Here is a 26,760-nt window from a genome sequence, read left to right as displayed (position 1 = left end):
TGAAAAACCCCGCACGTGCGGGGTTCCATTTATTTTAAGTTGAGGTAGTCTGCCATGATCTGCAGGCTTTCATCACGAATGAAATCTATCTCATTTTTCGGCTTTGGCTCGCCTTTTTTAAGAGGTGCCAGGCCTTTGGCAGCACGCCGCTGATTTTCACGGGCTAATGTCTTCGCTTCCTGTGCATCACGCTCCTTTTTAAGCTGATCTTCATTTAAAGTAATAGTAGTTTCAGCGTCACGCCTTGCATATTCGGCAATATCCTCCTGAAGGTTCTTAAACTCGAGTGAAGTTTTCATCCGCTGATTATGCAGTTGAAGAAGCTTGGCCTTTGTCGGCTCAAGGTTCGCAACAACAGTATAATTGCTCGGTGCTATTGTATCCCACGGTAAGGCACGCGGCTCTGAACTCTCGCCATATTTATCTTTAGGAAAAACAGTGGGGAATTCGATATCAGGGAGCACGCCTTTATGCTGGGTGCTGCTTCCATTGACGCGGTAAAACTTGGCCATGGTCAGGTTAATTTGCCCGAACTCAGGAACAACCCCTTTATTAGGTGCAATTGCACCGCCGCCATTATTGTTATTAGCAGTCTGGGCAGCCTTAAGCATCAGCTTATCAGCTGCGCCAATAACCCGTTCCATATTGATACCCTGTTGAACTGTTCCTTTACCATAGGTCTGATTTCCAATGACTATACCCCGTCCGTAGTCCTGAATAGCCCCTGCAAATATCTCCGACGCGGAGGCACTGAAACGGTCTACCATAACAGCCAGAGGGCCAGACCAGGCAACCGTTGAATCCTCATCTTCGTCGATCTCGACTTTATTCCTTCTGTCACGAACCTGGACAACCGGGCCTTTTTCGATAAATAGACCTGTCAGACTAATAGCCTCGGGAAGTGAACCACCGCCGTTACTCCGCAGATCAATAATTACCGCATCCACATCTTCCTTTTTCAAACTGTCGAGAAGTATCCTTACATCACGTGTAGTACTCTTATAGTTTCTGTCGCCTGCCTGCATAGCTCTGAAATCCGCATAAAACGCCGGCAATTGAATGATACCTATTTTGTGAGACTTTCCATCCGACTTAACCGTTTTGATAACCTTCTTGGCCGACTGGTCTTCCAGAACTACCTTATCGCGCACAAGCGTTACGATCTTTGGAGTTGAGGACAACTCCTGACCCGCGGGTATAATTTTCAAGCGAACGGTTGTTCCTTTCGGACCCTTGATCTTAGTAACCGTAACGTCAATTCTCCATCCTATTACATCTACGAATTCACCATCTTTACCTTGGGCAACAGCTATAATACGGTCCCCTACATCCAGTGTTTTGGCCTTAAATGCCGGGCCGCCAGGAATAATTTCCATTACCTTGACAACTTCATTCTCAAGCTGTAAACGGGCACCGATTCCTTCGAATGTACGTGCGAGATCTTCGTTAAAGTCCTGGGCCCTGGTTGGCACAAAATAGCTGGTATGAGTCTCGACTGAACCGGTTAACGAATTCATAAAAATCTGAAACACATCCTGGTTATTGAACTTGGATGACTGGGATATCTGGTTGGCGTATCTCTTCTTCAAAGTCTCTGCAACCTTAGCAGGATCAGTACCTGTAATTTTCAGGTTCAGAATCTCATATTTTATTCGTTTTGACCATAAATCATCGGATTCTGCCTGGGATTGGAGCCATGGCATCTTTTCACGGTCATACGTATAGTTTTCATTCGTAGCAAAATCAAATTTCTTATCTATCTGCTTTAAAGCGAAGTTTACGCGGTCGTTGAACCGCTTCTGATAAACATTAAAAATATAGAATGCTACACTGAGGTCACCCGCACGGGTATCGTCATCGAGCGTATTCCGGTATTTTTCAAATTCATTAATATCACTTTGCAGGAAATAACTTCTTCCCGGGTCTAATGCCTTTAAATAATCATCAAAAATAAGTGATGAAAGGGCATCGTCAACTACGACTTTCTTATAATGAAAATGCTCGAGCAATTCAACTACTGATTTTGATTCGACCGACTGTTGTATATCAGGTTTGAGGTCATTTTCTGAAACTGCGGCAGTAATACGCGGATCAGCCTGGCAGGCTAATGCAGCTACAAGTAAAAATGCCAGGGATATTCTTCTTAACATCTCTTTAAACGATTTAAAATCCATTGCAGAATAAAAGGTATCTAATTTGGTACCAAATTTTAAATATAGCGCCCTCAAATACCTATTTGATATTCAAAGCGTGTAACATGTTTGTGTAATGTACAAAATGCCGGTAAGACTGCGAAGACGGGTTAAAATAAATGTTCCGCTAAAGCGCATTCTTCAAAATGGCGTCTTTTAATACGGTAAACTCATTTAATGCCGAACTGGCGGCAGTCGTGTTTCCCATTGCAGTATAAACTTTCGACAGGTCATTCTTTATTTCAACCAGTTTATACTGGTATTTGTTTGAGATCGAAAGCCGCTCGGCCTCCCTGAAATCAGACAGGGCAAGCTGATGGTCGCCAATTGACATTTTGACATGCGCCAGACTTACCAAAGAATTAACTATTCCCGATGTGTTGTTAATTTTTCGCGCTACCATATTCGACTGGATGCAAAACCATTTAGCTTCTGAATAACGCTTCTGGCTTTGGAAAATCTCAGCCATCAGATCGTAACATTTCATCGCACCCACTTTGTCCTGTAGTTTATAACAAAACAGGGGCAGGGCCTTATTAAGCATCAAAGCTTCTGCAGCCTTATGTTTCTTTTGCGCATTCCATAAGCCGGCAAGGTTTAAGTAGGCTTCACCCAGGTAGCGACTATTCCGAATCTCAAGTGCTTGCTCCACGATAAGCTCATTCAGCTTCACGGCTTCAGCCAGATCTTCCCGGTATCTGTGTATCCGGGCAAGACTAAAGTAGTTTTTAATCATCCCCGGCTTATCATCGAATTCAGTATTGATCTTAAGCGCATCGTAAAAGAACATCAGGGCTTTGTCCATCTCACCATTCACAGCAGCCTGTGTTCCAAGTGAACTTAGTATTCCCGCTTCTCCTTTGCGATCGCCCAGGTTCCGGTACAATAATAACAGCTGATCGTCGGCAGTTAATGAATCTGAAACCACAGATCCGTTATAGATACCGGCTGAAATTGGAAATGGCGGAAGAGGATTGTCTGAGGCCTGAAAAAGCTCCCTGAATTGCAACGCATTAATATATTCTTTCAGCGCATCTGCATTCGCAGGTAATACGGTCTTTTTAACTTCGATCTTAAGTGAATCGTACACTGAACTCCTCGGCTTAATACTCCAGTGCTCATTTTCCTTTAAAGAAGGCTGCATGCCCGGGCCGATTGCTGATGCCTGGGCTGAAATACTAAGAACCAGGAGTGTGATGGCAAATACGGCCAGTATTTTTAGTTTCATTACGAAATACTAATGGTTAGCCGGTGGTCAGCCGGGAATTAATCTTCTCAATTTCAGTTCAATACTGAACCTATCAAACGTACGAAGAATTTTAAAATTATCCGGGGTAGAAAAATCAGCTAAAAACTGACAATTCAGTGTCGTAAGATGCCCATACCATATAAGGATGGGAGTCGGTGTGATACATTTCGCCTCGCGATGTTATGCCTATGATGCCTGCAAAGCCATTATATGGTTTGAGTTCCTCAAAGGACTTTCGGGATGCTTCTTCAAGGCTCATTCCATCTGTAACCCGGGTAACAATTTTTACTGATAAGCCAGCGCTGACAATATCTTCGCCGACACCGGTACAGGAGATACCGGCCATGGTATTGGCAAAATTACCGGCTACTGTAGCAGAGTCGCTTACCCTGCCGGGTATCTCAAACCCCTTACCACCCGTTGAAGTTGCGGCTGCAATATTCCCCTCGATATCTAATGCAACACAGCCCACTGTACCTAAACCAATTGAGGCATTCAGCTTTTGCTCGTATTCTCTGCGGCGTTGCGGTGTTTCGGGATTAAAATAGCCGAAGCCATTTTGACGGGCGTATTCTAGTGCTCCATTGTCACTAAGAACGCGGTCTTCCTCAAACATTAGCTTTTCAGCAACCTGAATTGCGTTCTTAACATCCTCTACATTTATAACACCGGCGAACTTCTGGCTTTTTCCATCCATCAGGCTGGCGCTTAACCTGATCTTGCCGTCGCTTTGAATCTGTGATCCCAGGCCGGCATTAAAAAGATCACAGTCCTCAAGAAGGGAAACGGCGAAGACCGATGTTTCTAAAGCTGTATGGGTCTGCAGGTATTCATAAGATTGTTTCACAATATCGCCAAGCGCCTGCTGCTTAGCCGCTTTGATTTCCTGGTTTGTAAGCGACTCACTGAAAAACCCACCATGTATAATAACCTTCGAATCCATTAACTATCGTAATCTTTAACTTTCAGGAACACACCCTCTTCAACTTTTAATGCTTTCTTAATCGCCAGTTCATGCTTCTCGAGATCATACTTATCGAAAAGCGACATTACATGAACACGCAGGCCATCAATTGAAACCGGCGATCCGATTTCGACATCGTAAATACTGGTTTCATTAATATATCGTCCGTCAACAAGAATGGTTAAGCCCGAACCAATCGCCTCAAGCCAGTTACCTTCTGTAATCAGAAGGCCGGCATCCTCGCCCAAGCCAATACCCAACATACCGGGATTGCTGGCCACAGCGTAAAAAAGCCTCCCGATACGTCCGCGCTGAACAAAATGAGTATCCACAATAACTGAATCGATAAATCCAAGCCCGGCTGTTATCTGCACCTCGCCTTTAACAAGAGCTTCACTGCTGCTTCCCCGGTAGATCATATTCGTAGAAGCCGCAGCAGCACCAGCAGATGTACCGGCTACAAGAAAATCCTCTTCCCGATAACGTTTTTTAAGGATCTGGAGAAATTTTGTTCCGCCAAATATCGAGCTAAGCCGCAGCTGATCGCCACCGGTAAACATAACAACATCGGCCTTGCTTATCCTATCAAGATATTCCTGATTGGCGGCGTCGGTGCGTGATCTGATATCAAGAACGTTTACATTATTGACCTGAAGCTGATTAAATGATTTAATATACTCTGTACCAACGATATCGGGGATTTGAGACGCGGTGGTGATAACTTCAACAACAGAATCTTCTGCTTTTGCTGACTCAACAATTACACGCCTGAGTATCCCCTGTTCAAAGAACTTTATATAATGCGGGTGGCTGATGTTTTCGTTATAGCTTAATGAACTTCCCAGATCTACTGCACCACCTATAATAACGAGTTTGCCCTTTGGAACCATAGTAATTACATATTATCAAAAGAAAAACCTAAATATAAATTCAGGGTATAAGAAGTTTAAGCATTACTTATTAAACTTTTCCACAATCACAACAGGCGTGAGCGATATAATATCAGATATGACTCTGTTTATTAGAAGCCCCGGTCCCCAAGCTCTATTCGGGACTCGTAAATCTTCCTCTTAAAATTTCATTATCAGGTGAAACTTTATATCTTAACACTGGTTTTCATACTTATCTAACTCCAACAACCATTCCAACGGGAAATAGTGTGAAATTTTTTAACTAATCATTACAAATCAAATCAAGCAAGCTCGGGCACATCCTTCCTACCGACAGGTATGTTAAAGCCGAAGACAATTTTAAAAGATGAAAATACTAGGTATACAGGTGCTAAAAGGTCCGAACATTTGGTCAGCGAGACGCCGGAAATTAATTCAGATGCGTTTAGACCTTGAGGAGCTCGAGCAAAGTCCGACTAATAAGATTGAGGGTTTCCGCGACAGGATTGAAAAACTTATCCCGAGCTTATATACGCACCGGTGTTCGCCGGGTCATGAAGGTGGTTTTTTCGAACGCGTTGAAGAAGGAACATGGATGGGCCATGTCATTGAGCATATAGCGCTTGAACTCCAAACCCTTGCTGGGATGGAAACGGGTTTTGGCAGGACGCGGGAGACCAAAACCTCCGGAATCTATAATGTTGTGTTTAACTACATCGAAGAAAAAGTAGGTGTTTATGCGGCGGAAGCTTCGGTGAGAATTGCCCAGGCGGTTATAGACGGCGCTGATTATGATATTGACCATGATATCATGACGATGAAAAAAATGCGCGAACGCGAACGCTTTGGTCCCAGCACAGCTTCGATAGTAGATGAAGCGGTTGCCCGGAACATTCCTTTCATCCGCCTGAACAGCAGTTCGCTCGTCCAGCTGGGCTATGGGAAAAACCAGGTAAGGTTCAGGGCTACCATGACAGACAAGACCAGCAGCATAGCCGTGGATATTGCAGGAAATAAAGATGAAACAAAGCGTATTCTTACCGAACAGGCAATACCTGTGGCTAAGGGCTCTACAATATCCTCAGAGGGAGACCTCGACGAGGTTATAAAAAATATAGGCTTTCCGCTGGTTTTTAAGCCACTAAACGGCAATCACGGTAAGGGGGCCAGTATTAACGTCAAGACGCGTGAAGAAGCTGTGGCTGCATTCGCATTTGCTCAGAAATACTCTCACCGGGTTATTGCCGAGCGATTTATAACAGGTCACGATTTTAGGGTCCTGGTTATAGACAACCGGATGGTTGCGGCTGCCCAGCGTGTGCCCGCTCATATAATTGGTGACGGGGCAAATACTATCCAGCAACTTATCGACATGGAAAACAGCGATCCAAGACGGGGATACGGACATGAGAACGTGCTGACGGAAATTAGCGTGGACCGCGATACGCTTGACCTGCTTGAAAAAAAAGGATATACTCTTGAAAGTATACCAGGTGCCAGTGAGATCATCTACTTGAAGTCAACGGCCAATCTGAGTACCGGCGGTACGTCTATTGATGTGACTGACCTTGTGCATCCTCAGAATGTCTTCATGTGCGAACGAATTGCCCGCGTAATCGGCTTGGATATTTGCGGAATCGATATTATGGCTGAGAACCTGACAGAACTGCTTACCGACAATGGCGGTGTGGTACTCGAGGTAAACGCCGCACCAGGATTCCGAATGCATCTGGCCCCGAGTGAGGGGCTTCCAAGAAACGTCGCGGCCCCGGTAATTGACATGCTTTATCCGCCCGGTAAATCAGCCCGCATCCCGATCATAGCAATAACCGGTACTAACGGTAAAACTACAACAACACGTCTGATCGCACATATTGTGAAAAATAATGGATATAGGGTTGGATATACTACCTCTGATGGAGTGTATATCCAGAATTCCATGTTGCTTAAGGGTGATACCACCGGCCCCTTAAGTGCTGAGTTCGTTCTGAAAGATCCTACGGTCGAGTTTGCTGTCCTTGAAACTGCACGTGGAGGTATCCTGCGCTCCGGCCTGGGCTTTGGACACTGTGATATCGCTGTGATCACCAACATACAGGAAGACCATCTGGGTATCTCCGATATACATACTCTTGAAGATCTTTCCAGGGTGAAAGAAGTGATTGTAAAATCGGTCAGGAGCGAGGGATGGGCAATTCTGAACGCTGATAACAAATATTGTGTTAAAATCGGCAAAAATGTTCATTGTAACCTCGCCTACTTCACTATGGACGAAAGAAATCCGGTTGTTAAAGAGCACTGCCGTAAAGGCGGCATTGCCGCTGTTTATGAAAACGGATACATAACAATTATGAAAGGCGACTGGAAGATACGCATAGAGAAGGTCACGCACATTCCAATCACTTTTAACGGAACCGTTGGCTTTATGACCGAGAACGCCCTCGCAGCAAGTCTTGCCGCCTTTGTTTGGGGATTCAAAATTGAGGACATACGGCTTTCTCTTGAGACATTTATACCATCAACAGCTCATACACCCGGACGTATGAATATGTTTAAGATGAAAGAGTTCAGGATTCTGGTGGATCACGCGCACAATCCGGATGGTCTGAATGGTATACGTGAATTTCTATCCACGCTCGATATCAAAAAGAGTGTCGGAGTTATTTCTGCGACAGGCGACAGGCGGGATGATGACATTTGCGAGATAGGCAGGATATCTGCTAAAATGTTTGACGAAGTGATAATCTGTCAGGAAAAATACATGCGTGGCAGGACCCGTGAAGATATGGTCACCCTCATAACTAAAGGACTGCGTGAGATAAAACCCGGCATTAATATAACCGTGATCAATGAGGGTGAAAAGGCTTTTGAACATGCTATAAAAAATGCAACACCGGGATCCCTTATCTCAATTATATCAGATTCGGTAACCAATGCCCTCAAGCATGTACAGGATTACCAGGATAAAGAAATGGGAATGTAAATGGCAACTATTCCTCCTCTTGCAGAACGAATGCGTCCAACGGGTCTAAACGACTATGTGGGACAAAAGCACCTGGTCGGCCAAGACGCTATTCTGCGCCTGGCGATAGAGAGTGGTAACCTGCCGTCCCTCATTCTATGGGGTCCGCCGGGAGTTGGAAAGACAACCCTGGCCTTTATTATATCAAAGCAACTAAACCGGCCGTTTTTTAGTCTTAGCGCGATTAACTCAGGCGTAAAAGACATTAGGGAAGTAATTGAAAAGGCGTCAAGGCTCAAGGATGAGAATGAAAACCTGCCCATTTTGTTTATCGATGAGATTCACCGCTTCTCCAAATCCCAGCAGGATTCGTTGCTGGGCGCGGTAGAACGGGGCCTTGTTACACTGATAGGCGCTACGACAGAAAATCCTTCTTTTGAAGTTATATCAGCCCTGCTGTCCCGGAGCCAGGTTTATATTTTACAAAATCTTTCGGAAGGTGACCTGGTTGAGCTTTTAAACAAAGCCCTGAAAGAAGATGAGTATTTAAAGACGAAGAAGATCTCCATCAAAGAACATGAAGCGCTGTTAAGACTTTCGGGCGGTGACGCACGCAAGCTTTTGAACGTGCTCGACCTCGTAGTAAATGCAGTAAACAAGCCTGAAATCGTTATAACTAACGAACTTGTTCTTAAACATGTTCAGCAGAACATGGCCATTTACGACAAGGCCGGGGAGCAGCACTATGATATTATTTCAGCATTTATTAAGTCGATCCGAGGCAGTGACCCTAACGCCGCTGTATATTGGCTTGCCCGAATGATCGCTGGCGGAGAAGACCCTCTATTTATTGCCCGGCGCCTGCTTATTCTGGCTTCGGAGGATATAGGAAATGCAAATCCAAATGCACTGCTACTTGCTAACAACTGTTTTCAGGCGGTTAACGTTATAGGATTTCCCGAATCAAGGATCATATTATCACAAACTGTAACTTACCTTGCTTCGTCGCCAAAAAGCAATGCCAGTTATGAGGCGATTGGAAAAGCCCAGGAGCTGGTTGCCCGGACCGGCGATCAGTCGGTGCCCTTGCATTTGCGCAATGCACCTACAAAACTTATGAAGAATATAGGATACGGAAAGGAGTATGAATATTCGCACTCTCATGAAAATAATTTTTCTGCACAAGAATACATGCCTGACAAGTTGAGCGGCACACTGCTTTATGACCCTGGTAAAAATCCGGCGGAAGAAAAACTCAGGGAACGTTTGAAGTTTCTCTGGAAGGGGAAGTACAAGTATTAAGCCCGGGGCAACAAGACTATTAGCCGATCGTCTTCGTTCTGAATGGTACAACTAAACCGTGAAATTTTCCTAATTTTCGGAATGACTTTAAGTTTTTTATCTCAGCAGTGGATAGCGTTCTGGAGATCGAGGAACAAAGGCAAGAGCTTAGCGATCAGGGCCACAATGGCGGTCCTGGTGTTCTATCTCTTACTGAACGTCCTGGTAGTCGCCTTTTTCATGGACAAGATCCTGACAAAGACACATCCGGGCGAGGACCCATTACAGGTCTTTAATAGTTTTATTCTTTATTATTTTTTAATCGATTTACTCACTCGTTTTCAACTTCAGGAGTTACCTACCCTGAGCGTAAGGCCATATTTACATCTTCCCATCAAGAAAAATCAAATAGTAAACTACTTGTCCATCACTTCGTTATTCACGGTCTTCAATCTTACACCGCTGCTTCTAACAATTCCATTCCTGCTTAAAATACTTGTAACACAGTATGGTTGGCCACCATTTTGGGGTTACGCTGTCTGTATTCTGGGTTTCACCTTGTTTAACCATTTCTTCAGCCTATGGCTGAAACGCAAGGTTAACCTTAACGGTTTTTGGATGCTGGGCTTCTTTGCAATCTTGCTCGTGGTGTGGCTACTCGAGTTTTATTTTAAGGCTATTACCCTTTCAACTATTTCGAAAGATCTGTTTAATACAATAGTTGATCGGCCGTTAACCTCTGCCATAAGCGTCTTTTTTGCACTGGCGATGTTTGTAATCAACCATAATTACCTGAAAAGCAATCTTTATGTTGAGGAGCTTCAATCGTCTAAGACATCTCTAAAATCGAGTACCGAAATCCCTTACCTGGATCGTTTTGGCATGGTTGGCGACCTGGCGGCGAATGAGCTCAAACTCATCTGGCGAAATAAGAGATCGAAGTCTGTAATCACTATGTGCGCGATGTTCATGCTTTATGGACTAGTCTTTTACACCAAACCGGGCTTTGGATATGCGTCCACTATTTTTTGTGGTATGTTCATGACCGGGATCTTTATTATCAATTACGGACAGTTTATGTTTAGCTGGCAAAGCGGGCATTTTGACGGCCTGCTGGCAAGTAAAGTGAATGCCAGAGACTTTTTTAAATCGAAATTCTTGCTTTTCAGCATATTTTCAACTGTTTGCTTTCTCCTGACCATCCCTTATATTTATTTTGGATGGAAGGTTATCGTTGTACATTTTATCATGTACGTATGGAATCTGGGTGTTAATACCGTTTTGATCTTATATTTTGCCAACCAGAATTACAAAAGGATCGATTTAACGAAAGGTAGTGCAATGAACTGGGAAGGAGTGGGCGCATCGCAATTTATTCTTTCTATACCATTGTTAATAGCGCCATACATAATTTACCTACCGTTCAGTTTGTTAGGTTATCCCGAAGCAGGTCTTGGTTTGATTGGAGTTACCGGGCTGGCATTTATTTTGACCCGGGACCTTTGGCTGACCAGGCTGGCTAATCTTTTTAAACGCAAACGTTACATCATTGCAGAAGGATTCAGGAATCAATAATATGATCGAAGTAAAAAATTTACAGAAAGTATATAATGGTGTTAAAGTCGTTAACATTACCGAACTTGTGATACGTTCTGGTGAAACTGTCGGTCTTATCGGGAATAACGGAGCCGGTAAAACAACACTATTCCGGATGATATTAGACCTCATCAGGACTGACGGCGGTGAAATATTATCTAAGGGTAAAAATGTTGCGGAAACCGAGGAATGGAAAAATTATACATCCTCTTACCTGGATGAGGGTTTTCTTATTGACTACCTGACACCTGAGGAATACTTTTACTTTATAGGGAGCCTGTATGGTCTAAGTAAATCTCATGTCGATTCGAAGCTTCTTAATTACACAGAATTCTTTAACGGAGAGATTTTGAACAAGGGTAAATACATCCGCGACCTTTCGAAAGGTAACCAGGCAAAGGTAGGGGTTGTCTCATGCCTTCTTCAAAGGCCAGAGCTTCTCATGCTGGATGAGCCATTCGCCAATATCGATCCGAGTACTCAGATCAGGCTCAAAAATCTGGTAAAGGATCTGAGTGGTGGAAAAAACCTCACAACAATTATTTCAAGCCATGACCTGAATCATGTGACGGATGTTTGTGAGCGAATATTATTAATGGAGAAAGGCAGGATCATCAAGGATATTGCAACTAATTCGAATACGCTCAGCGAGCTTGAAGAATATTTCTCAGTATTATCGTAAAACTATGAATCTAGATTTGACAGGAAAAAGAGCCCTTGTTTGCGGCAGCACACAAGGAATAGGCAAGGCCGCAGCAATAGAACTTGCATTGCTGGGAGCAGATATAACCTTGCTGGCACGGAACGAGGAAAAACTGCACGATACATTACATGATATCCCGGATCATGGTACGCTTGGACATGAATATCTGGTTGCTGATTTTTCTGATCCTGAGAAGCTTCGATCGGTGATTACAAAATATGTAAATGACAAGCAGATCGATATCCTCATAAATAATACCGGCGGCCCCCCTGCAGGCCCCGCCATCAACGCCGACACAGATGAGTTTTTGAGGGCTTTTAACTCCCATTTGATCTGCAGCCAGATACTGGTACAGGCGGTTTCCCCGGGAATGAAGGATAATGGCTTTGGCAGGATAATAAATATTATCTCTACCTCAGTCAAAACTCCTTTGAAAGATCTCGGAGTTTCGAATACGGTACGTGCAGCAGTTGCCAGCTGGGCTAAGACCCTGGCGATGGAACTCGCACCTTTTGGCATCACGGTAAATAATGTCTTGCCGGGCTACACCATGACCGGCAGGCTTGAGTCATTAATTGGCAATATTTCGAACAAAGAGGGAAAAAGCGAAACAGAAGTTCAAAAAGACATGATAAGCACAATTCCTGCCGGCCGCATTGCTGAACCTCATGAGGTTGCTGCAGCAATTGCCTTTCTGGCGAGTCCCGCAGCTTCTTACATAAATGGAATAAATGTCCCGGTTGACGGGGGAAAAACTCCCTGCCTTTAAGACCAAAAGATGAATACGGTTAGAAACGCACTTTTAGTTTTACTATTACCTCTTAGTTCGTATACAATCGGCTTTGATAATTATAAAGTCGGCGAGCCCGCGTCCGCTGTGACCAAACAGGACACGCTAGACGACCTGGTTGCTGATGGAGCAAAACCAAAACTTATTTCATCGCAATTCAAATTTACAGAAGGCCCCGCGGTTGATCGGGAGGGAAATGTATTCTTCACCGACCAGCCTAACGACAAGATATGGAAGTTTGATACAAAAGGCGAACTTTCTGTCTTCCTTGAAAAGAGCGGCCGTTCAAACGGAATGTATTTTGATAAAAAAGGCAATTTGATAACTGCAGCTGATGAAAAAAACCAGTTCTGGTCGATAAGCCCGGATAAAAAGATAACTATACTATTAGATAAGTATAAAGGCCAGCGGCTCAATGGGCCGAATGACCTTTGGATTGATAAAAAGGGTGGTATTTTTTTTACGGACCCTTACTACCAACGTCCTTACTGGGGCAGAAAAAAGCCGGAGTTGAGTGACGAGCGAGTGTACTATCTGCCAAGAGGAAAAAAAGAGGCAATGGTGGTTGATAGCAATCTCGTCAGGCCAAATGGAATTATCGGTTCTGCGAATGGCAAGAATCTTTCGTTGCTGATATTAACGACCGGAAGATCTATAAATACGACATAAACAAAAACGGAACCCTATCTAACCGACGGCTTTTCGTTCCGATGGGCTCGGATGGAATGACCCTGGACAATAAGGGAAATTTATATATCACCGGTCAGGGCGTAACCGTCTTTAATCCGGAGGGTAAAAAAATTATAAATATTCCCTTGCCGGGATGGACGGCCAACGTATGCTTCGGTGGAGTGAATAGAGATCTCCTTTTTATAACATCGAATATTTCGGTTTATACGCTCCAAATGAAGGTTAAGGGATCTCAATGAGTAAGAGAACCAGGGTGACGCCGGTATCTATTATAATGCAAAAAGGCATCCGTTACGAGCGGATGCCTTCAAATAACATATATTACTGATCTTTACTCGGCTGCAGCTTCTACAACTTCGCCTTTTATATAAATCACTTTCACCGGCGTTTTTGCATTCGACCTGATAGTAAGACCTTTGCTGAAAGGAGCCAATGCAGCCGCATTATAGGTCACGGTTATGGTTCCTGTTTTGCCTTTTAATATCGGTGTATTCGTATACTTTGGAACGGTACATCCGCAAACGCTTTCAATGTTGCTAATTATTAAGGGCTCGTCGCCAATGTTAGTGAACTTGAACTCTACGCTGACAGGTTTGCCTTGCGGTATCTTGCCGAAATCATGTGTTTCCTTTTCGAATTTAAACTCAGCCTGAGCATCAACTTTAAAAGCGACAACCGCGGCAAACAAAAAGACAACTCCGCAAAGAATGATTAGTTTTTTCATGTGGTTAAATTGTTTTTTCAACTGGTTATGAGATAAAGATATCTATTTTTTTAACAGATATAAAATCTCTGTGTTTTACAAAAATAAGTATTTCCACTTCCAATGCACCTTTTTATCAAAATGATAATCAAAATGTTACGGCAGCGAAACACTTAACGTATCCCAGGTAAAACTATTATCACAGATAGAAGTTTAATAGCAAACGATAATTTTACAATGAGATTGAATTTGCACCTCCTTTTCGCACTTCTTGTTTTGCTTAGCTCTTCATGCCGCAAGATGGAGTACAGCCCTAATCAGAAGTTCGATAAATATAGCCCTTCAAATATCAACGCCGTCAATCTGAAACGCATTGCGGAGAATACCGGCGACGACACGATCCGATTTGTATTAAGTGGAGACTCGCAAAGAGCCTATGATGACTTGGGTACATTCATCGATAAAGTAAATGCCACGCCAGGCATTGATTTCGTAATACTGAACGGCGACATTTCTGACTTTGGACTACTTCAGGAATTCAAATGGATCGAAAGCTACTACGCAAAACTTAAAGTTCCATACTTGGCGGTGATAGGAAACCATGATCATTCTGCCAACGGCGTGTATGTCTATCAGCGCATGTATAGCGAAAAGCTCGATTTCAGCTTCATTTATAAGGGTGTAAAATTCGTCTGTCACAATACGAACAGCAGGGAATATAATTTTAACGGTACCGTCCCGGATTTGAACTTTCTTAAAAAAGAGTTCCAGCCCGAAGCCGGGGTGACAGGATATTTTGCTATTGCACATGTACCACCTACCAGCGGCGATTTCGATAGTAATTTGTTTGCAGACTATGGCAAGATCCTCACCGACAATGGGAAAGTCTATGCGGTGTTAAATGCACATGTTGATAAAGAAAGCATTAAATATCCCTATACTCCAAACCTGCCGGTTATTACCACGAACTCAATCTATAACAGGCATTTCCTTGTAGTCGAGGTAGTTAATAACAATTTTAAATTTTATGATGTTGAATTTTAAAACAACCTGTTACTCGTTCTTTTGTATAATGTTATATGCTGCGCCCGACCTGATGGCGCAACGATTCCTTATACCTGAAACAGCAATGGTTCAGCGGGCTGGTAGTATCGGCTATAATGCTTTCGGCGTTGGATATAATTTGTTTACAAACAAAAACGGCAGCCTTGATCTGGCTTGGGGCTACGTTCCAAAATCAAAAGGAGGACGGCAAGATATTTTTGCTGCAAAGTTCGCCTACCGTCCTATTAACATCCGGCTTAGAAACTTCGGAACATGGAGCGCAATAAATCCTGGTCTTTTTGTTACTCATCACCCTGGCGGGAAATTTCATACTACGCTAAATAAAGATCAATACCCGGATGGATATTATTGGTGGTCATCTGCTGTAAGGTTCCATCTGTCTGCAAGCACCGAACTTAAGATAAATACACCCAAAAACTTGCTAAAAACCGGGATTGAACAGGTAGCGTTGTATGGCGAATTCAATACAAACGAACTTTACGCGGTTAGTTGGTTTAAGAACCGGGAACATCTCCCCTTACGGGATATTTTCAAGCTTGGCTTTGGAATTAAAGCGTATTTCTGAGAATCCTACACCAACATTCAGGTAAATTCGGCCAATCTTATATTTTTCGTCACCCATTAAAGAGCTTAGCGACCACTCGCATCAGCCATGAGAATGCGAAACGATCAAAATCTTCTGTCCGGTTTTTTGTCTTCGGATATTCTCACTCCGATAGTACGGCCATATAGTTCGGTTCCATCGAGTTCATCTATCGCCTGCTGACCAGCTGCGTCATCTTCAATTTCCACGAAACCGAAGCCTTTGCTTCTGCCGCTTTGCTTATCAATGATCAGTTTAACCGAGGTAAGTTCTCCATATTTCTCAAAAAGCTCTCTTAGCTCATTTTCATCGACCTTAAATGGAAGGCCTCCAACAAAAATATTCATATGTGTGTTTGGTTAGTTTAACTTTATTCTGCAGATTGTTTATAATACGGGTGATGATCTACTCTGGTAATTTCAGATTTTCCTATTGAAGTTAACATTCTTCTGGCACTAACCAAGGTTCTTGATTCGAAATCTGCATATTTTTCGGATCCCTTGATCATGCTATTGATCCTTACCAGGCCTGCAGAATGAATAAAATCGCCGTTTCCGATGTAAAGAGCTGTATGTGTAACTCTCATCGTCCGTTTATCCCCGGCGAAAAACAACAGGTCTCCAGGTCTCAGGTTTTTAAGGCTCTTAGCTATATTTACTGTGTCGGCCTCGTAGATATCTACTTTTTCACCCACCAATGCCTGTTGCGAAGCGTCCCGTGGCAAAACAATTCCATTCAGGAAGAAGCTGATTTTGGTAAATCCGCTGCAATCAACGCCTTTCGCTGACGTGCCTCCCCATAAGTAGGGTACACCCAGCATTGTTCTGGCGGATTTAAGAATCTGCTCCGCATCTGGATTTGGCCTTCTCTCCCATTGTACATAAGATTGTGCTTTTGTCACCGGGATATAAGCTATGCGCTTATCCGGAAATGCAACCCGGTAAAAACCGCGTGACTGACCAAGAACCTGAAGAATATTACCAGAAACAAGGTCGGATACCGTAGCGGATTCTTCTGAGGGCTCAGAAAATGCATGACCATAAGCAGTTGTATACACAACTTTGTCTGAAGCCTGCCATGCTTCAAATTCCGCTTTGCTCATCGGAGTTATCCCTGCTGACTCAGAATAGGATAAATAATTGTCCGGTGTCCGGATAAAATAATAACCTTTTTCCTTTTTTAGAAGTTTTACCGGCGTGCCAAGCAGCGTTTGCGTGGCCATTTCTGAAGAATGTGAGGGTGCATACCGGTTGTTCGCCACTGATATATTTGCCACACCATATATCTTTCCGCCAAGATCCTTCGACGGGAACACCTCCTCCTCTATCTGTGCCTTTATCCCGTTTGCTGAAAAAACTGTTTTGATCTCAGTAATAGCTTCGGGCTTGCTTGTCTCCGCAATATAAACCAAGGGCTCCTCACTGACAATTTTTATCTGGAAGTATTCTGTTCGTTTATCCGGAGCATATTTCTTTTGGATCTGCCGGGCAGTTTCATTTATTTTCTTGATTACAAGGGAGTCTGCCAGTGCGGCTTTTGACTCTGATTTAATGGCGAATAATAATGCTATTAAAAAAAATACCTTTTTCATCCTATAATATATTATGTTACAAAATTAAACAAACTATACCAATTGCCGGGTAACAATAGCAGTTCCAAGTAACACAAGCTTAACGATCCTCCCGAAGGGAATTAAGCCAGTTCATAAGTGACGGGACTTTAAAAATATAACCCGTTTCCGCCTTCAGGCGATGGCTGGCAATTATCTTCCACTTTTCTTTTTCTAAAATGAACTGTGGCAGTGGTAAGCCCTCCTTTCTGGCCGCTAAGGTGTAGAAGCTGGCTCTGTCGGGGTGTGACGGTGCGCATGCGTTATAAACACCTGCCGTCTTAGGGTTAAGCACGAAATATCTGATAATAGCTATGACATCATCCAGATGGATAAGATTTACCGGCGCCAACCCACCGGGAATCTCAGATTTACCGGCGAAAAACTTACCTGGCATGCGGCCTGGTCCAATCAGGCCCGATAGCCTGAGTACTGCCAAACTAATATTTTGTTGTCGTAACAGGGCTTCGGCTTCAACAATCAATTTCCCTGACTCAGACTCGGGTGCCACATCGGTGTAATCGTCTACGATAGAATTATTATCGCTATAAACAGCTGTAGAACTTATATAGATGATCCTGCTCACTCTGCTTCCGGGTAAACAGCTGCAAACTTGCTTAATCATTTCCCTATAATTTTCAAAGCCGGCCGGATCACGCCTGCCCGGTGGAACAGCGATTATTAAAATATCCGCAGCAAACAAATTTTTCAAATCCGGTCGCTCTCCATGGGACGAAAACTGTACTAAATATGGGTCAATCCCCGTCTGTTCAAAAACCGCCAATTTAGCCGGAGTAGTAGTTGTGGCGCGAACATGGAAACCCTCTGCAATTAAGCTCGTTGCTAAAGGGAAGCCTAACCACCCGCAACCTAATATACTAATCGTGACTTTGTCGCTCATGAGATTTTCACAAAAATACACTCTTTAAGCGTTCAAAGAGTTTTGGCACTGACTTTGATTTCAATATGACATTAACAAACCTGACGGTGAAACTTTCCTGATGAAAGATTTATGAGATCATGTTAGTTCCCATTAACCTAAAAATTAAAAACAATAAGATGAAAAGTACACAAATTAAAATAGCAACATTAGGATTAGCATTTGCAACTTCAGCAATGTTATTTCAAAGCTGCGCAACTGCTACTAAAAGCCAGAAAGGTGCAGTGATTGGTGCTGCAGCCGGTGGTACGATTGGAGCAATAATAGGTAAGAAGGCAGGTAATACTGCAGTCGGCGCTATTATAGGCGGTGCCGTCGGCGGTACAGCGGGCGCTGTTATTGGTCGTAGAATGGACCGCCAGGCTGAAGAGATCAAACAAACCGTTCCAAACGCAGAAGTAATCCGCGAGGGCGAGGGTATCATTGTTAAGTTTGACTCGGGGATACTGTTCGATGTCGATCAGTCTGCACTTAAAAGTGAGGCTAGAGCTAATATAGAGAGTCTCGCAACCTCCTTAAAGAATAACCCGCAAACAAATATTTTGATCGTGGGGCATACTGACGCAACAGGTACCGACGCTTATAACTACAGGTTATCAGAACGGCGCGCTGCTTCAGTTAAAAGTTACGCGGTGGCTCAAGGCATTTCCGCTTCACGATTAACAACTGAGGGCCGTGGTGAAACAGAACCTATTTCTGATAACACCACTGATTCCGGAAAGGCTCAAAATCGCCGGGTGGAAATCGTAATCGTTGCAAACGAAGCTATGAAAGCTGATGCGCGTGCAGGCGGACAATAAAACCAATAATATATCTGTTACAACCCTGCCCGACACCCGGGCGGGGTTTTTTATGACCTGTAGATTATATTTAACCTGCATATTTTACTAATTTTGCATCATGATCCGGAAGATTGCAGTTTTGAGCCTCTTGCTGGTGTACATTAGTACAGCTGCCGGATTTGCTTTGACCTTGCATTTTTGCGGGTTAAAGGTTTCCAATGTTGGTATCAACCGTACGGCTCCAAAACCCTGCTGTCCTACGGAATCAGGGACCAAACCTGATAATTGCTGTAAAGACGAGCATATTCAAATCAAGATCTCTGATGAACAGCAGAATATCCAGCCTGCTAAAGCTCCCGCAGTATCAAACCTGGATCTTCTTATACTTAACCAACGGATCTCTGCTTTTCATGGAGAAACCGTCCGTCTTTCGTCAAAGCTACGGTACGGCGGACCACCTGTTCAATTACAAATCCCCCTATCCATCCAAAACTGCGTTTTCCGGATCTGATCTTATTGATTTACACTAGTATACCATTGTACACTAATTGTTTAATTCAATAAAATCATAATCATGAAAAAATATATTATATACGCCATTGCGATAGTATTGACTATCGCTGGCAGCGCCCAGGCGCAATTTATTAAAGCAGATGTACAGGTAAGCGGTTTAACCTGTTCAATGTGTCAGCTTGCTACAGAAAAGGCCCTGAAAACCCTTGACTTTGTAAGCGACATCAAACCTGACCTTAACAAGAACGTTTACGTGGTCACGTTTAAGAAAGACAAAAATGTAAATCTTGATCAGATAAAAAACAAGGTTAAAGGAGCCGGATTCTCCGTCAGCAAACTGGTGGCCACCGTAAACTTCGATGATGTAAAAATCACAAATAATTTCCAGTATAAATATCGGGGGAATACATACCAGTTTGTGAATGTCCCTGCCAAAAATTTAAATGGGCTGACACGTATAACGCTGCTTGACAAAGGCTTCATTCCCGACAACAATTTTAAAAAGAATGTTTCCGAAATAAAGCTCCCGGATATAAAACCGGCCAGCTAGGCGGCGCGAGGGTTTACCATGTAACCATCTAGTGTGAAGAAGCTGTTAGTATTTTTATTAGTACATCTGGCCTTCAATCAGAAGCTGGATGCACAGGAGCTCTACGTATCAACCGAACCCGCGAGCAACATGCCCCGGAATTCGATCGGGCTGCGCCTGACGACCGAGCTGGTTCCCGGGCCTGATCTGGGGCTCCGGACTATCCCGGAAATCATGCTGGGCATATCAAAAAACCTGATGGCTCATTCGTCTTTCTACATTTCAGACTTGCATCAGAAATCTCAAAAGATCGAGGGCTTTGGCTTTTATGCAAAATACCGGTTCCTATCCATAGATAGTTTGCAACGGCATTTCAGGGCCGCAGCATTTGGCCGTTATACGTCTGTAAAGAATCCGCTGTACACAACAACGGACCCTGGTTCTATATCGAGTATATCTCAGGATGAAATTAATCTTGATGGTGATAACAGCGGCTTGCAGGGGGGTATCGTCATTACACAGCTGATACATAAACTCGCCCTGTCTGCTTCTGTGAATTATACCAAGGCCCTGGACAACCGCGGAGGTTATAAACTGCTGCCAGGACAGGCGGATGAGTCGATCGGGTATACTTTTTCAGCCGGACTGTTAACATATCCGAAGACATATACAAGCTATTCGCAGCCTAACCTCAATGTGTACCTGGAGATTCTTGGAAAAAGCAATATCGGTAAATCCCAAAGTTTTATGGAAGCGGCACCAGCGGTTCAGCTCATATTGGGCAGCAGAACAAGGCTTGAATTCTCCAAACGGCTCCAGTTATACGGCAATATGAACAGAATGGCAAAAAACATGTTCCTGTTTCGTATTGAACATAACATATTCAATGTTTTTTAACTGATCGAATGGCAGGGCTTAATTGTCCTGCCATTTATTTCGTCGTTTAGCGGCATCGATGTGAGCCAGGTGATGGTCGCCATGCCAGGCGTACATACTGATAATCTCGAGAAGCGCTGACTGCTTCTTATTTACAGGATGATAGTAGGTTCGCTGGAGATCGTCTTTATTTAAGGTTCTCAGAAAGAATACCCACCTTTTATGTAATGCTTCAATCAATTCCAGCGAAAGTGAAATATGACTATGTTTTGCGTCTTCACATTCCGCCCATTGACCTTCATTATACGGTCTTATTTCAGGGTTCGTTTCAGTCATGGCCAGCTTGAAGCGGCTGTAAGCGTTAATGTGGCTGTCGGCGATGTGATGAACAACCTGCCGCAGTGTCCAGCCACCTTCACGATAAGGTGTGCCAAGCTGACTTTCGCTTAACCCTTCGACCTCAGTCCGCAGCCTCTGAGGAAGCGTGGATATACGATCTATAAGTTCGTCCACGCCATTACGTCCGGTTTCATACTTAAACCTTCCAATTGGATATTTCAGGTTTTCTATATCTGTCATATTAATAAAATTTAAACCATAAAAGCCCTCATTTTCAATGCATGAAATCCCAGTTGATAATTGCCTAAGATCTGCCAATATTGCTGAGCTTCATAAATATCAACCCCTTTGGAAAAAAGCATCCAGGCAATGTTCTGATCAATATATACCTGGTTATTGGCTTCGGTATCAGTACTTGCGAATTCCCATGATCTTTCCGTTCTTGATATTACCCAGCTGCCGCCAGCTTCGCCCACTATATTTATTTTGATTGTGGTGCCCTCGGGCGCTGTCTGCGTGCTATAATGGAAGGGCAGCGCCAGCATACTTATTTGCAGAAACGGGAAATATAATTCTCTATTTAGGATGGATCCTGCGCCCACGGCCTGTCTTATTTGCTGCTGATGATGCCAGCGCTCAGTATACTCCCTGGCGATATCAAACCATTGACTGGACTCCTCTTCTCCTGCCCACGAAACCGGATAGGGCGCTGGTTCTCTAAGGTCAACGGTAAGGAGGTACTCATAGAAGTCGTCTTGAGCTATTGAAAGCTGCTTTACAAGCACTTCCGGGCTGACTCTTTTGTAAGCCCTTACCCATTCGGCGTTCAGTTCGTTCAGGAAATCGACAAGTCCGCTATACGACCCTATCTCAGGAGCCGCCCCGAAATGATTATCCCGGCCTGACGAAACCCGTCTTAATGCTGTGTCTAGTAAGTGCGCCGCGATATCTTTGACCAGCCATTGTCTACAAACTGTGGGACTATTCCATTGAACGGGCGACAATCCCGTCAAAAGATCAATAAGCGAGGAGTTAAGCCTTGGAAATAAGTGAAGTACTGGTATCATATCAAATTTGAACATTGGCCTCAGGCCGTGCGTAACGGTTTAAAAGTTCAGTGGTGGATGTAGGTCGTTAAATGAGGTGGCTAGCTGATAACTGCGTGCAATTTGCAAAAGTTTCCCCTCGCCAAATAATTGTCCGGTAAAGGTGATGCTCCCGGGAAGTCCCTTGTTAAATCCGTTCGGTAAAACTACACATGGATGGCCACTCAAATTTGTAACCCGCAGATTCAACCCAAAGGAAGGGGCAACGAATACGTCGATACTTTTCATCTTTTCATTCAGTTGTTCAATCAATAAGGTTCTGGCACGGTTAGCCTGTATATATTCTACAGCCGGGATGAAACGGGCGGCTCGTAATCCGTTTGGCCTTGCCCCCTTATGCTGATCCACCATCAGATCTTCCCTGTTTGTAAGTATCAGTTCGTCAAATGCCGCCCCTGCCTCTGCCGATAACGCAATGCTCATTTCCACGTATGGCAATACTGGCAGTTCAAAAGGAATCAGCTCGGCACCCATTTCTTTTAATTTAACAAGGGTCAGGCTATCGTTTTCATAGTTATCGTCCTTTTTATTGAACTCAGACTTAATATAACCAATGCGTACCCCCTTTAAACTCCTACTTGAGGACGATATATAGCTGAACGGTGCTGTGATCACACTCAGATCTTTTCCATCCGGCCCCATGATCGCATTAAAAACGATTGCACAATCTTCCACATTCCTGGCAATGGGTCCCAGCTTATCCATACTCCAGCTTAAGGCCATCGCACCATACTTGCTGACCCTGCCGAATGTTGGTCGCAAACCGGTTGTACCGCATTCATCAGAAGGGGATACTATCGAGCCATAGGTTTCCGATCCTATAGCAAATGGTAAACATCCCGCCGCCACGGCGGAGGCAGACCCTGCGGAAGAGCCACTGGATCCACGTTTAACGTCCCATGGATTTTTTGTTTTTCCACCAAACCAGACATCTCCCATGGCGAGCTCACCAAGTGTCAGCTTCGCAACAAGAACTGCACCGGCAGCCTCCAGACGGGTAATAACTGTAGCATCCGTATCTATAACCTGATCTTTATAGGGAACCGATCCCCAGGTGGTCTTATAGTCCTTAGTTGCTAACAGATCCTTGGCGCCAAATGGAATTCCATGCAAAACACCACGATAATGGCCCGAGCTTATCTCCTCGTCTGCTTTTTTTGCCTGTGCCAACGCTCTCGCCTCGGTAATAACAATGGTGTGCTGCAGAACAGGATTATATTTCCTTAAACGCTCAATAAAAAAGCCCGTAAGTTCGACAGAGGTAATTTGCTTTGTGCGAACCAGTGCGGCAAGTTCAGAAACCGATTTAAACGCCAATTCGTCCCGGCTGGCGCTGAGTTTTGCTTTAGGCGCAGCCGGTATTTTGAACGCGCTTATTTTATCGGGGAACCGATATCCTACCGGTAGCGGGTTAAAATTCATTGACGGTACGACGGAGTTAGGCATATTAAGCTTTCTTAATTCCGCGTAATTTTTTCGTCGTGTTTCCAGCGTCTGGATCATGGAATCTGCCTCAGCATTGGTGAACCCTATGCCAATTATCTTCTGCGCCTCTTTTATCACAGAAATAGTTATTTTATCCTCCTCCATTTGCCGGGTTATAAATCCGCCAAGGAAAAAACTTAATGCGCATGACAAATAAATAATACTATTTCGTATGTTAATCAGTTTGATATACTTGCCATTCCTTTCCATATAATAAACTTAATAAAAGAAACAGTAAATTAACACTCTTCAAAAATCGACATGGTCAAATATGTTTTTTCAGTTATAGTACTTTTTGTTACCAGCCTGTCTCTTTCCGCGCAAACAATTAAAACAGGCGTGTTAGTTATAGGAAATACTGCGGGAAGCATTGCCGCATCTATACAGTCTGCCAGATCGGGAGCAAAGACCGTTCTATTGACTCAAACACCGCAAATCAGTGCTGACCTTTCTGCCGAAGACCTAAGTTACCTGGAAAAGATCCGAGACCAATACCAGCTGAAAACAAGAAAGAAATCTGAAACAAAAGATTCTGCAGCCACATTAGACCCTAACATGACCAAAGCTCAATATTCTTTGCTTGTAAAATCTATTACCGACACCACGAAAAATTTAACAGTTACTTTAAATAGTTCACTCGAAAAAATCGAAAAAGATGGAAAAGGATGGGAAATCAGGTTAAGGGGCGGACAAAAGATTAAAGCAGATGCTGTTGTTGATGCAACTGAAAATCTTCTTATCGCGTCTATCCTTCGAATCGATCCCAATAAAACCATGACAACACAGACGGCTGCGCCTGAGCTTTTTGAAGGCAAACTATACCGGAGCACAGTCGCAACGGCTTACTCAGGAACAGGTATGTCCCGTTCAGTATGTCCAATTCCCCTGGGCGCTATGATCCCGGCAGGAGTAGATAACTTTATCATAGTGCCAAAAAGTAATAATACCGTAACCCCCGTTAACATGTCTGCCGGTCAGGCTGCAGGAACAATCGCTTCCTATTGCGCTTTCTTTAAAACCGTCACGAAAAACATTAACGTCAGGGTAGTGCAGGGTGAACTGATGGCCTTCGGTGCCGAACTGATTCCCTTGGCCGATATTAAGCGCAGTGATCCGAATTTCCTGGCGTTTCAGCGGATGTCTGTCAGTGGCCTCTTAAAACCTTCCCTGACGAAAGAGGACGACCATACCGTTATCAAATTCGATACCGCCGGGACAATTTCTTCTGAACAGTTACGGGCGCCAATGAGGGAATTTTATTCAAGAAGCCAGATATGGTTTGCCGACAATAAGAGGGAGGCCATGACCATTGAAGATGCTATTAACCTTTTTATGTTTACAGCAACACGTGGTGACGAACTAAAAAAAGAGATCGAAGAGGGATGGAAAGAAAGTTTTAATTTCGACACCAAATTCGAACCCAAAAGACAGATTACCAGGAAAGAATTCGCTGTATTAGCTGACCGTTATCTGCAGCCTTTTAACATAAGAGTTGATTTTGCCGGTAATTTGCTAAGTTAGATGTATAGTTCTGAAATAAGATTACGAGATACAGGTTATGAAGACTCTAACAAATATGTTAAGCATTTGCTTGTTGATTTTAATGAGTAATTCTCTTTTTGGCCAGGGAATGACCGACGAGATTATTAAGGGACATATGGTAGCGGATTGGGAACGCGCGAAATCTTACACCAAGGAATATTTAGATGCAATGCCTGAAGAAGGAATGAACTTCAGGCCAACGCCGGATATCAGAAGCTTCGCTGAACAGATGTTGCATATGTCACAGGGCACTATTGGGCTTATCGTTAGCGGAACCGGGGCAACGCCAATATTTCAGGGCAAATCCCTGGAAAAAATGAATGAGCTCAAAACAAAAACAGCTTTAACCCAGGTTGTCATGCAGACATATGATTTCGCCATCGAATCTATAAGAAACCTGGATGCTTCGAAGCTAAGTAACATCGTAAAACGAGGCACCTACGAAGTAACGCAATACGGCTGGCTGAATAAAGCATTTGAACATCAGACACATCATCGTGCACAGGCGACAATATACCTGCGGCTAAAAGGCATTAAACCTCCTAACGAGAAATTATTTTAGCGGCTTTACATTAAACTGCAGCTGTATCCGGCAACAAATATCGAAGCACCGGCTAACTGTTATCGAATACCATTGCTTATTATTTTCAAAGAGCTTACTTTCCGCATCCGATAACAATTAACAGCCGTTTCGCCGAGTTTGTTTATCAGTTTGTAGTTGACAATTGCTCCAACTGCTGCGCCAATAACAGGGATCAATTGAGCCATCTTGGCCAGGTCAATATAATCCCGGTACTCTTGCTGAAACGTACGCCAGTCGAACTCATCAATATCTTCCGGAAGGCTCCTTTGGTAATTTTCCCAGTCTTCCATCTGCCTGAAAACATCGTTTCTTCCTTGCTGACTTGAAAATGCGAGCTGAAAAATATAAAGAATATACAGCCGCTCCTTGTAGTTCTTCACATCGTAACCATATATAGCAGCTATATCAAACAGCATTTTCATCTTAATGCCAATAAGAATGGGAAAATCAGCAAGACCAAGTAGAATTCCGCCTGCTCCGGTTACGGCGCCCTCGGCAGAGGCTGTCTTTCTATAAAACTCGATCCTTTCTTTAACAAACGCTTCTCTCAGCTGCAGGGAGTCGTGCTGTTTCGGCTCTTTGGTAGTATATTTCGCTCCAAACAAAACAGCCTTCACCATTTTTTCAATTGTAAGAGTTATGGCATTGTGAATCTTCTCAGGGATGATCCTGTTTATCCTGTTTTGCAGGCTTTTTGCAGCCGAATTTAACAACGAGGGTCGTTTTCTGATCTTAAGTTTCCAAATCTCCAGCTCGTGGTAAGCCTGCTTTTCGTAAGGAGTCATACA

At 43.7% G+C, this 26,760-nt stretch carries 26 protein-coding genes; 14 read left to right on the top strand and 12 right to left on the bottom strand.

The window, feature by feature from the left end:
• Window positions 1-29: 29 nt before the first annotated feature.
• The 4 genes from P2W76_RS14220 to P2W76_RS14205 all read right to left on the bottom strand — a co-directional run bounded on the left by P2W76_RS14220 (window position 30) and on the right by P2W76_RS14205 (window position 5,295).
• Window positions 30-2,150, bottom strand: a complete 2,121-nt coding sequence (locus tag P2W76_RS14220) for a carboxy terminal-processing peptidase (RefSeq protein ID WP_276348513.1) — start codon at window positions 2,148-2,150, stop codon at window positions 30-32.
• A gap of 169 nt (window positions 2,151-2,319) precedes the next feature.
• The gene (locus tag P2W76_RS14215; RefSeq protein WP_276348512.1) at window positions 2,320-3,420 is read right to left on the bottom strand and encodes a tetratricopeptide repeat protein; all 1,101 of its coding nucleotides are present in this window, start codon (window positions 3,418-3,420) and stop codon (window positions 2,320-2,322) included.
• A 115-nt stretch (window positions 3,421-3,535) separates the two neighbouring features.
• Window positions 3,536-4,384 carry an isoaspartyl peptidase/L-asparaginase gene (locus P2W76_RS14210; protein ID WP_276348511.1) on the bottom strand — a complete coding sequence of 283 codons (849 nt, stop codon included), beginning with the start codon at window positions 4,382-4,384 and terminating at the stop codon, window positions 3,536-3,538.
• The gene (locus tag P2W76_RS14205; protein ID WP_276348510.1) at window positions 4,384-5,295 is read right to left on the bottom strand and encodes a cyanophycinase; all 912 of its coding nucleotides are present in this window, start codon (window positions 5,293-5,295) and stop codon (window positions 4,384-4,386) included. The genes P2W76_RS14210 and P2W76_RS14205 overlap by 1 nt, the downstream gene beginning before the upstream one ends.
• Before the next feature lie 367 nt (window positions 5,296-5,662).
• On the opposite strand from P2W76_RS14205, the gene cphA reads away from it, so the two are divergent.
• The 6 genes from cphA (at window position 5,663) to P2W76_RS14175 (ending at window position 13,296) form a co-directional block, all read left to right on the top strand.
• Window positions 5,663-8,278, top strand: a complete 2,616-nt coding sequence (cphA, locus tag P2W76_RS14200; protein ID WP_276348508.1) for a cyanophycin synthetase — start codon at window positions 5,663-5,665, stop codon at window positions 8,276-8,278.
• Window positions 8,279-9,559 (top strand): replication-associated recombination protein A, encoded by a 1,281-nt coding sequence (locus tag P2W76_RS14195; protein ID WP_276348507.1) that lies wholly within the window; start codon window positions 8,279-8,281, stop codon window positions 9,557-9,559. It begins immediately after the preceding gene.
• An 81-nt stretch (window positions 9,560-9,640) separates the two neighbouring features.
• Window positions 9,641-11,113 (top strand): DUF5687 family protein, encoded by a 1,473-nt coding sequence (locus tag P2W76_RS14190; protein WP_276348506.1) that lies wholly within the window; start codon window positions 9,641-9,643, stop codon window positions 11,111-11,113.
• A 1-nt stretch (window position 11,114) separates the two neighbouring features.
• Window positions 11,115-11,816 carry an ABC transporter ATP-binding protein gene (locus P2W76_RS14185; RefSeq protein WP_276348504.1) on the top strand — a complete coding sequence of 234 codons (702 nt, stop codon included), beginning with the start codon at window positions 11,115-11,117 and terminating at the stop codon, window positions 11,814-11,816.
• 4 nt (window positions 11,817-11,820) lie between these two features.
• Window positions 11,821-12,606 (top strand): SDR family oxidoreductase, encoded by a 786-nt coding sequence (locus P2W76_RS14180; protein ID WP_276348503.1) that lies wholly within the window; start codon window positions 11,821-11,823, stop codon window positions 12,604-12,606.
• Between the two features lie 9 nt (window positions 12,607-12,615).
• On the top strand, window positions 12,616-13,296 hold the full coding sequence (locus tag P2W76_RS14175) for an SMP-30/gluconolactonase/LRE family protein (protein WP_276348502.1): 681 nt from the start codon (window positions 12,616-12,618) through the stop codon (window positions 13,294-13,296).
• Between the two features lie 352 nt (window positions 13,297-13,648).
• On the opposite strand, the gene P2W76_RS14170 is transcribed toward P2W76_RS14175, so the two are convergent.
• Window positions 13,649-14,041 carry a DUF1573 domain-containing protein gene (locus tag P2W76_RS14170; protein WP_276348501.1) on the bottom strand — a complete coding sequence of 131 codons (393 nt, stop codon included), beginning with the start codon at window positions 14,039-14,041 and terminating at the stop codon, window positions 13,649-13,651.
• Between the two features lie 216 nt (window positions 14,042-14,257).
• Between P2W76_RS14170 and P2W76_RS14165 the strand changes: the two genes are divergently transcribed.
• Complete coding sequence (locus P2W76_RS14165; RefSeq protein WP_276348500.1) at window positions 14,258-15,064, top strand: metallophosphoesterase; 807 nt, start codon at window positions 14,258-14,260, stop codon at window positions 15,062-15,064.
• On the top strand, window positions 15,048-15,650 hold the full coding sequence (locus P2W76_RS14160) for a hypothetical protein (protein WP_276348499.1): 603 nt from the start codon (window positions 15,048-15,050) through the stop codon (window positions 15,648-15,650). The genes P2W76_RS14165 and P2W76_RS14160 overlap by 17 nt, the downstream gene beginning before the upstream one ends.
• Before the next feature lie 104 nt (window positions 15,651-15,754).
• Here P2W76_RS14160 and P2W76_RS14155 read toward each other — a convergent pair whose 3' ends face one another.
• The 3 genes from P2W76_RS14155 to P2W76_RS14145 form a co-directional block, all read right to left on the bottom strand.
• On the bottom strand, window positions 15,755-16,015 hold the full coding sequence (locus tag P2W76_RS14155) for an RNA-binding protein (RefSeq protein ID WP_276348498.1): 261 nt from the start codon (window positions 16,013-16,015) through the stop codon (window positions 15,755-15,757).
• A 23-nt stretch (window positions 16,016-16,038) separates the two neighbouring features.
• A complete protein-coding gene (locus tag P2W76_RS14150) occupies window positions 16,039-17,259 on the bottom strand; it encodes a C40 family peptidase (protein WP_276348497.1) in 1,221 nt (406 codons plus the stop codon).
• A gap of 79 nt (window positions 17,260-17,338) precedes the next feature.
• The gene (locus P2W76_RS14145; protein WP_276348496.1) at window positions 17,339-18,178 is read right to left on the bottom strand and encodes an SDR family oxidoreductase; all 840 of its coding nucleotides are present in this window, start codon (window positions 18,176-18,178) and stop codon (window positions 17,339-17,341) included.
• Between the two features lie 158 nt (window positions 18,179-18,336).
• On the opposite strand from P2W76_RS14145, the gene P2W76_RS14140 reads away from it, so the two are divergent.
• The 4 genes from P2W76_RS14140 (at window position 18,337) to P2W76_RS14125 (ending at window position 20,938) form a co-directional block, all read left to right on the top strand.
• Window positions 18,337-19,017, top strand: coding sequence for an OmpA family protein (locus P2W76_RS14140; protein WP_276348495.1), 681 nt, complete (start codon window positions 18,337-18,339; stop codon window positions 19,015-19,017).
• A gap of 100 nt (window positions 19,018-19,117) precedes the next feature.
• Window positions 19,118-19,510, top strand: a complete 393-nt coding sequence (locus P2W76_RS14135) for a hypothetical protein (RefSeq protein WP_276348494.1) — start codon at window positions 19,118-19,120, stop codon at window positions 19,508-19,510.
• Window positions 19,511-19,573: 63 nt separating this feature from the next.
• Window positions 19,574-20,062 carry a heavy metal-associated domain-containing protein gene (locus P2W76_RS14130; protein WP_276348493.1) on the top strand — a complete coding sequence of 163 codons (489 nt, stop codon included), beginning with the start codon at window positions 19,574-19,576 and terminating at the stop codon, window positions 20,060-20,062.
• Between the two features lie 33 nt (window positions 20,063-20,095).
• Window positions 20,096-20,938, top strand: coding sequence for a hypothetical protein (locus tag P2W76_RS14125; RefSeq protein ID WP_276348492.1), 843 nt, complete (start codon window positions 20,096-20,098; stop codon window positions 20,936-20,938).
• An 18-nt stretch (window positions 20,939-20,956) separates the two neighbouring features.
• Here the strand turns inward: P2W76_RS14125 and P2W76_RS14120 are convergent, their stop codons facing one another.
• From P2W76_RS14120 to P2W76_RS14110, 3 genes are read right to left on the bottom strand one after another with little or no spacing between them, the layout of a single operon-like run.
• Complete coding sequence (locus P2W76_RS14120) at window positions 20,957-21,496, bottom strand: YfiT family bacillithiol transferase (protein WP_276348491.1); 540 nt, start codon at window positions 21,494-21,496, stop codon at window positions 20,957-20,959.
• 11 nt (window positions 21,497-21,507) lie between these two features.
• Window positions 21,508-22,323, bottom strand: coding sequence for a maleylpyruvate isomerase N-terminal domain-containing protein (locus tag P2W76_RS14115; RefSeq protein ID WP_276348490.1), 816 nt, complete (start codon window positions 22,321-22,323; stop codon window positions 21,508-21,510).
• 39 nt (window positions 22,324-22,362) lie between these two features.
• Entirely contained in the window at window positions 22,363-23,952 is a 1,590-nt protein-coding gene (locus P2W76_RS14110; RefSeq protein WP_276348489.1) for an amidase, read from the bottom strand.
• A 156-nt stretch (window positions 23,953-24,108) separates the two neighbouring features.
• Between P2W76_RS14110 and P2W76_RS14105 the strand changes: the two genes are divergently transcribed.
• Window positions 24,109-25,368, top strand: coding sequence for an FAD-dependent oxidoreductase (locus P2W76_RS14105; protein WP_276348488.1), 1,260 nt, complete (start codon window positions 24,109-24,111; stop codon window positions 25,366-25,368).
• A gap of 82 nt (window positions 25,369-25,450) precedes the next feature.
• On the top strand, window positions 25,451-25,951 hold the full coding sequence (locus tag P2W76_RS14100; RefSeq protein ID WP_276348487.1) for a DinB family protein: 501 nt from the start codon (window positions 25,451-25,453) through the stop codon (window positions 25,949-25,951).
• 59 nt (window positions 25,952-26,010) lie between these two features.
• Here the strand turns inward: P2W76_RS14100 and P2W76_RS14095 are convergent, their stop codons facing one another.
• On the bottom strand, window positions 26,011-26,757 hold the full coding sequence (locus P2W76_RS14095) for an EcsC family protein (protein ID WP_276348486.1): 747 nt from the start codon (window positions 26,755-26,757) through the stop codon (window positions 26,011-26,013).
• Window positions 26,758-26,760: the final 3 nt, after the last annotated feature.

Origin of the sequence: Daejeonella sp. JGW-45 (genome assembly GCF_029360805.1) — a bacterium.
Taxonomy (GTDB): Bacteria; Bacteroidota; Bacteroidia; order Sphingobacteriales; family Sphingobacteriaceae; genus Daejeonella.
This window is presented reverse-complemented; position numbering and strand designations above follow the sequence as displayed.